5 protein-coding genes and 1 pseudogene are annotated in these 6,534 nt (G+C 70.0%); 2 read left to right on the top strand and 4 right to left on the bottom strand.

Translation table 11 applies throughout. The features are described from left to right. Both ABZV34_RS36495 and ABZV34_RS36490 read right to left on the bottom strand, forming a co-directional pair. Positions 1 to 336: pseudogene (locus ABZV34_RS36495) on the bottom strand (MFS transporter); the annotation flags it as partial. A gap of 126 nt (positions 337 to 462) precedes the next feature. Beyond that, entirely contained in the window at positions 463 to 585 is a 123-nt protein-coding gene (locus ABZV34_RS36490; protein ID WP_356286698.1) for a hypothetical protein, read from the bottom strand. A 141-nt stretch (positions 586 to 726) separates the two neighbouring features. Here ABZV34_RS36490 and ABZV34_RS36485 point away from each other — a divergent pair, with 141 nt between their 5' ends. Then, the gene (locus ABZV34_RS36485) at positions 727 to 1,296 is read left to right on the top strand and encodes an XRE family transcriptional regulator (RefSeq protein WP_356286695.1); all 570 of its coding nucleotides are present in this window, start codon (positions 727 to 729) and stop codon (positions 1,294 to 1,296) included. 139 nt (positions 1,297 to 1,435) lie between these two features. Beyond that, positions 1,436 to 2,308, top strand: coding sequence for a methyltransferase (locus tag ABZV34_RS36480; protein ID WP_356286692.1), 873 nt, complete (start codon positions 1,436 to 1,438; stop codon positions 2,306 to 2,308). A 212-nt stretch (positions 2,309 to 2,520) separates the two neighbouring features. On the opposite strand, the gene rph is transcribed toward ABZV34_RS36480, so the two are convergent. Both rph and ABZV34_RS36470 read right to left on the bottom strand, forming a co-directional pair. Beyond that, positions 2,521 to 5,124 carry a rifamycin-inactivating phosphotransferase gene (gene rph, locus ABZV34_RS36475; protein WP_356286689.1) on the bottom strand — a complete coding sequence of 868 codons (2,604 nt, stop codon included), beginning with the start codon at positions 5,122 to 5,124 and terminating at the stop codon, positions 2,521 to 2,523. Positions 5,125 to 6,020: 896 nt separating this feature from the next. Further along, positions 6,021 to 6,534, bottom strand: a 514-nt coding sequence (locus ABZV34_RS36470; RefSeq protein ID WP_356286686.1) for a dihydrofolate reductase family protein, incomplete at its 5' end; no start/stop codon positions are given.

Raw genomic sequence — 6,534 nt, 5'->3', positions numbered from 1 at the left:
GCCGACGGGGCGAGTCCCGCGACGACGCTCGCGGCGCCGAAGACGCCCAGTCCGGTGATCAGCATCGGTTTGCGGCCCAGGCGGTCTCCGATCGCGCCGAGCGGCAGCAGCAGCGCGGCCAGGGTGAGCGTGTAGACGTTGATGATCCACAGGACGGTGTTCTGCGAGGCGCCGAACTCGACGGCCATGTGGGTCTGCGCGACGTTCAGCCCGGACCGAGGCGATGACGGCCATCAGCGCCACGGAGACGGCGATCAGGATCGTACGCAGTCGACGTGCGTCGGGTACCTGGCCGCCGCTGGGCTCAGCGGCCTGCTCGGGCTGGTGCGTAGTCATGGGTTCCTCTCGAAAAGGCATGGTGGATCAGCGCCGGGACAGAGACCCGTCGCCGAGTGAGGAGGGCGGAAGTCACCGCGCGAAACGCTGGGTACGAGCGAGCGGCGGCCGGTGCCGCCGATGCCGTCAGGAAGGGGGAGCCGGGACGGCGGTGAGCGCCGCGTCGGTGACCGTCGGCGCCCCGCCGATCACGAGGGGGTCGACGGTCCCGCCCGGCAGTGTGACGCCCACGCACGGAGAAGTGGTCACGGCCATGACCTCGTACCTTTTCCCTGCGCGTGGTCCCAGACCTTGAGAACCATCCGCTTCCCTGTGCGTGGTCCCAGACCTTGACGACCCTCCGCACACGACGCTAATCCCGCACTGCGTACAGGGCATACGATATTGCCCATGACGCAAGAAGATGCGGAGCTGGACAGCCTCGTACGCAAACGCATCCGCGCTCTGCGTGTGGCGCAGGGCTGGTCCCTGGAGGAGCTGGCCACCCGCGCCCGGCTCAGCCAGTCCTCACTGAGCCGGATCGAGAACGGCCAACGCCGCCTCGCACTGGATCAGTTGGTCACCCTCGCCCGTGCCCTGGACACCACGTTGGACCAGCTCGTGGAGACCGCCGCCGACGACGTGGTCACCAGCCCGATGATCGACAGCGCGCACAGCCTGATGCGCTGGCCCGTGAAGGGCGATCCCGGCATGAGCGTGGTGCGCCAGCGCATGACCGAACCACCGCCCGAGAACCCGGCGCGCATGCGTGCCCACCCCGGGCGCGAATGGCTTGTCGTCCTGTCCGGCACGGCGATCCTCATGCTCGGCCACCGCCGCTTCCGCATCGAGACCAACCAGGCCGCGGAATTCCCCACGATGATGCCGCACGCGATCGGCGCCGAGGGCGGACCCTGCGAGGTCCTGGGCATCTTCGACCGCGACGCCCGCCGCGGCCACCTGCGCCAGGACAGCGACTGACACTCGGGGCACTCGCGAACGCGCCGGCGTGGGCCCCGCAGCGGTGACATCTTGCGCGTCGGGCAGCACACCCGACCATCGTCTTGCGTAGATGGCAAGACACCGTGCCGCAAGGGCATGGCCGTCGTAGCGTGACCGCATGACCCAAGCTCACCCGCACACGCCCCCTCACGACGTTCCGCACGGCGGCCACCAGGAACACGGAGCCGACGGCCAGGCGGAGATTCTCGACCTGGACGCCGAGGTCCTCGCCGAGCACATGGCCTCCCTCACCGCGTGGCTGCCGCTCAGGACCGACCCGCGCAAGATCGTTGATCTGGGCTGCGGCACGGGCGCGGGCTCCTTCGCCCTCCTCGACCGCTTCCCCGACGCGCACGTCACCGCCGTCGACGCGTCCCCCGGACACCTCCAGCGCCTGCGCGAAAAGGCATGCGCCCGCGGTGTGGAGAAGCACGTACGCACCGTGCACGCCGACCTCGACAACCCCGCATGGCCCGACCTCGGATCACCGGACCTGGTATGGGCGTCGGCCTCGATGCACCATATGGCGCACCCCGATCGCGCACTGCGCACCGTCCACGACGCGCTCGCGCCCGGCGGCCTGTTCGCCGTCGTGGAGCTGGCCGGCTTCCCCCGCTTCCTGCCCGAGGATGCCCCCACTGAACGGCCCGGCCTGGAGGAGCGCTGCCACACCGCGAGCGACCGCTTCCACGCCGAGCACGTACCCCACCGCGGCGCCGACTGGGGCCCGATGCTGACCGCCGCCGGATTCACGGTCGAGGGCGAACGCACCATCACCGTGAACATCGACGGCTCCCGCAGCGAAGCGATCGGCCGGTACGCGCTCGGCAGCCTGCAACGCATCCGCGGCACCGCCGCCGCGACGCTCTCCCCCGCTGACCTCACCGCACTCGACCAACTCCTCGACACCGACGGCCCGCACAGCATCCTGCGCCGCGACGACCTGACGGTGCGCACCGAACGCACCGTCTGGGCAGCACGACGCACCTGATCCTCAGCAGCCGGCGGTTGCGGCGGGCAGCGCCGGACAACGGGGGACAAGGACGGACCTTGGTCCGTCACGCGGAGCGGGTAGCTCCCCGCGCCAACCGTGAAGTGGGCGTCTCCGTAACAGCGTTCGCCCGGCCGCGGTCGTGGTGTGGCCATCAACTGCCCCGCGTTGGTGGGTCGGTAGCTATGGATGAGGCTTCTCGGTGTGGTCGGTCAAGGGAGAAGCTCGACGTATCCGTCGGCGCCGTGCACACGGATCCGCTGCCCGTCCGGGATCAGCCGGGTGGCCTGATCCACGCCCACGACGGCCGGCAGGCCGTACTCCCGGGCGATCACCGCACCATGGGTCATCAGGCCGCCCACCTCCGTCACCAGGCCCGCGATTCCGACGAACAGCGGCGACCAGCTGGGGTCCGTGAAGGTCGTGACCAGGATGTCGCCCGCCTCGAGATCGGCCTCCGCCATGTCGAGGATGACGCGGGCCCTTCCCTCGATGGTCCCGGCGGAGACCGGCAGGCCGATCAGGGCGCCGGCCGGCGCGTCGTCGCGCCGGTACGCCCCGGTGACGGCCTCACCGTCCGATGTGAGCACCCGGGGCGGTGTGAGCGCGTGGTACGACCGGAACGCGTCCTTGCGCTGCTGGATGAGCCGGCCATCCACCTGGTTCGAGCGCGCGACGTCGTGGAGTTCCTGGAACGTGAGGTAGAAGATGTCCTCCTGCTCAGTGAGCACGTCGGCCCGCACGAGGCGCTCGGCCTCCGCCAACAGGGCCTGCTTGTAGACGAAGTAGCGGCCGATGATGCCGTACTTCGGATACTCCCGGTACCCGATGAAGGTTCTGACCCGGTCGATCATCCGCTGGGCCTCGTCGGCTTTCCGGTCCCCGTCCGGCAGGGCCCGCAAGCGGGACAGGACGTCCTGTTCCTTCTCTTGCGCCTTCTGCCGCCCTTCTTCGAAGCGCCGCCCGGCGGCGCCCGGCTCGAAGTTCCTGACGTGGTCGAGGATCACGGGCACGAGCGTGGTGGGACGCTCGCTCCACCGCGGCCTCGTGATGTCGATCTCGCCGACGCAGCGCATGCCGTACCGGTCGAGGTAGGACTCGATGGCGTCGCGCGCCTCGGTCCCGCCCGCGAGCTTCGGCAGCTCGTCCAGGAAGCCCTCGTCCTCGACGCCCCGCAGGAACGCCACCACCTCCGGCCACGGTCGGATCACGTCCGCGACGTCGAGCAGCGCCAGTCCCATCTCCGACGTGACATTGCCGGGCGCGGACAGCGTGAGCGTGTCAGCCGCGTTCTTCTCGCCCAGCCACTCCCGCAGTTTGTCGTTGAGCCACCATGTGGCTTCCATCCCCGCCATGATCGCCTGCATGCTCAGCGGATCGCTGAGGACTCGCTTGTGCTCCTGGAACGCCTCCAGGAGGAAGGCGAACAGCGCGGGTCCGGTCTTCGTCCGGATGGCGCGCTCCAAGGCCGCGGTGGACGTCCGGCTACGCTCGATCAACTCGGTGACGATGGCCGGATCGGTCTCGATCGAGGCGGAGGCACCGACGGCCGGCGGGCCGCCGGGACCCGCGTCCGGGAGCGACGGGACGAAACCGTCGCGGTCGAGGACGGTCTCCAGAGCGTCCCTGACCAGAGGATCGCCTCTCCCCATGACCTCCAGGAGGGCGGCGCGGCTCGCGGGCGAGGCCAGGCGCCGGGTGGCGTCGACGAACAGTCTCCCGCCGGCCTCGTGCATCGGCGCCATGGCCGTCAGCTGCCACATGGAGACGCCCAGAGGCCTCATGGGATCGGTCATCATCTGCTGATGACCGACGGAGACGTAGACGTGATTCTCCTGGTCGTCGGTCTCGGGGATGGGGATGGGGAACAGCGTCGTGATCGGCCGGCTCTGAACGATCTGGAATTCGTCATCGACCAGGCACCATTCGATGTCCTGCGGACGGCCGAAGTGCGCTTCGATCCGTCGCCCGAGCCGCACGAGCCGTACGACCTGCGTGTCCGTCAGCGACGGCTGCTCCTGAAGCTGTGAGTCGATCGCCACTTCCTCCGTACCGCTGGCCGGCAGGGCGCGAACGGCACGCTGTTTGGCGGCGATCGCCTTGGCGACGACTTCGCCGTGTCGCACCTTGAAGACATCCGGGTTCACCAGGCCGGAGACCAGGGCCTCGCCGAGGCCGAAGCCCGCGTCCACGGTGGCGACCTTCCGGTTGCCCGTGACGGGGTCGGCCGTGAACAGGATGCCGGCCGACTGGGGGAAGACCATCCGCTGCACGACCACGGCCATGTGGACCGTGCGGTGGTCGATCCCGTTCCGCCGGCGGTAGGTCACGGCCCGCTCGGTGAACAGCGAGGCCCAGCACCGGCTGACGTGCCGGAGGATCGCCGTCGGCCCCACGACGTTCAGGTAGGTGTCCTGCTGGCCGGCGAAGGAGGCCGTCGGCAGATCCTCCGCTGTCGCGCTGGACCGGACGGCGTAGGCGGCCTGCTCACCCAGCGGGGCGAGCGCGCGGGTGATCGCCGCCGCGAGATCGCCGGGGACGGCTCGCTCTTCGATGGTCCGGCGGATCCGCGCGCTGAGCGTGCGGATCGCCTCCCGGTCGTCCGGGTCCAGGCGTGACAGCTGGTCGAGCCGATCGTCGATCGACGGCAGGTCCGCCATGATCCGCCGGAAGGCGTCCGTCGTCACGCAGAAGCCGGCCGGCACCCGGATGCCTTCGATCCGGGACAGCCCGCCCAGGTGGGCGCCCTTGCCGCCGACGAGCTCGACCGGCATACCGTCGACCTCTTGAAGATCCCACACGTACTGCTCGTTCATCGCGGCACCTCCGAGGCGGCCGTGTTCCGTCGCACCGCGATGACCGATCGAATCACCGGCGCCTCCCACACTCTCGAACCTCGTGCCGAGCACGTCTTCCCTCTTGCCGAGCACACCCTCGGCCCCGCCGCTCCGAACGCTCGCGGCCGCGCGGGCCGGTCCCCCCACCCATTCGACGTCACCGCGTCCCCGCTCCGTCGACAACACACACGCACGTCGTGCTCCCCGTTTCCGCTGGTTGTGGCATCGGCCGACGATTCTGCGCCGTGACGGGGGTCTTGTGGCAAGCCCCCCAGTGCGCTATATCTTGAGAGTGGCAAGGAGACGGAGTTCTCCTTGCCTTCTTCTTTTGTCGTCCGATGGTGGGAACGACGGGGTTCTCGCGAAGCGGTGGCGCGCCGCGTACGGGCGTTGTCGCGGAGCTCGGATCGTGGACCACCCCTGGGCGCTCCTGCGCCGGGCGCCGGCTGCGATCTGCCCCGAGAGGTGTACCGGCGGCTGGGCGCCCGGCCCATGTCCCCGGTGTCCGAGCCGACCTCGCCGAGAATCCCGCGATCGGCGAGGTTCTCCTCCGCGTGCCGGCCGACGACCGCACTCACGGCGTACCTCGCGGGCTCGCGCACAACCCGCACGTACCGCTCGACGTGCTCACCCGCCTGGCCGGCACCACCGGGATCGGCGCCACCCCGCTGCCACGGATCGCTGCCACGGATCGCCGCCGCGTCTCCCGCCGAGGTTCAGGCACTGGCGCAACGCCGAACCGGCCGCACGGATGCTCCTGGCCCAACGACGCGATCTGCCAACCTAGTTCCGTTACACGCCGGCCGCCGACCCTGACGCGAAAGTGGTCAAGTCCACCCTGGCCGTGGCCGTGGCCGATGTTCCTCGGGGCGGTTTCAGTCGTCGCGCCCGGCACCGCGATCGGGTGCGCTCATGTCCCCCGTCCCGGGCGTGCCGTCGGCGAGTCCGTAACGCAGGTACACGGTGCCCTTCGGACCGGCTGCCGGGGGTTCGAGGAGTGTGATGTTCGTGGGCACCGCGCCACCGTCGAACACCTTTTTCCCGACACCGAGCACGACCGGGTGCACCCAGAGGTCGAGACGGTCGAAGAGCTTCTCGCGCAGGAGGGTCTGCACCAGGTTCAGGCTCCCGACGACCTTCACGTGTTCGTGCCGGTCGCGGATCTCGCGCACCGCGCCGGCCAGATCCGGGCCGAGCCGCGTGGACCCGGCCCACGAGAGGTCGGGCCTGCCGCGGGAGGCCACGTACTTCGGGACGCTGTTGAAGAGCGTGGCGATCTTGTTGTCCTGGCCGCCTTCCTGGTAGGGCCAGTAGGCGGCGAAGATGTCATACGTCCGCCGGCCGAGCAGGAGGGCGTCCGTGCCCTCGTACGCGGCCCCGACCTGCGCC

Source organism: Streptomyces sp. NPDC005195, from assembly GCF_040608315.1.
Classification (GTDB): domain Bacteria; phylum Actinomycetota; class Actinomycetes; order Streptomycetales; family Streptomycetaceae; genus Streptomyces; species Streptomyces kaempferi.
The sequence above is the reverse complement of the archived record's forward strand: the minus strand, read 5'-3'. Positions and strand labels throughout refer to the sequence as shown.

Excerpts from the sequence above, each read along its gene's own strand:
- ABZV34_RS36485 (WP_356286695.1), top strand. The coding sequence starts at position 727 with ATGACGCAAGAAGATGCGGAGCTGGACAGCCTCGTACGCAAACGCATC.
- ABZV34_RS36480 (WP_356286692.1), top strand. The coding sequence starts at position 1,436 with ATGACCCAAGCTCACCCGCACACGCCCCCTCACGACGTTCCGCACGGC.
- rph (WP_356286689.1), bottom strand. The coding sequence starts at position 5,124 with ATGAACGAGCAGTACGTGTGGGATCTTCAAGAGGTCGACGGTATGCCG.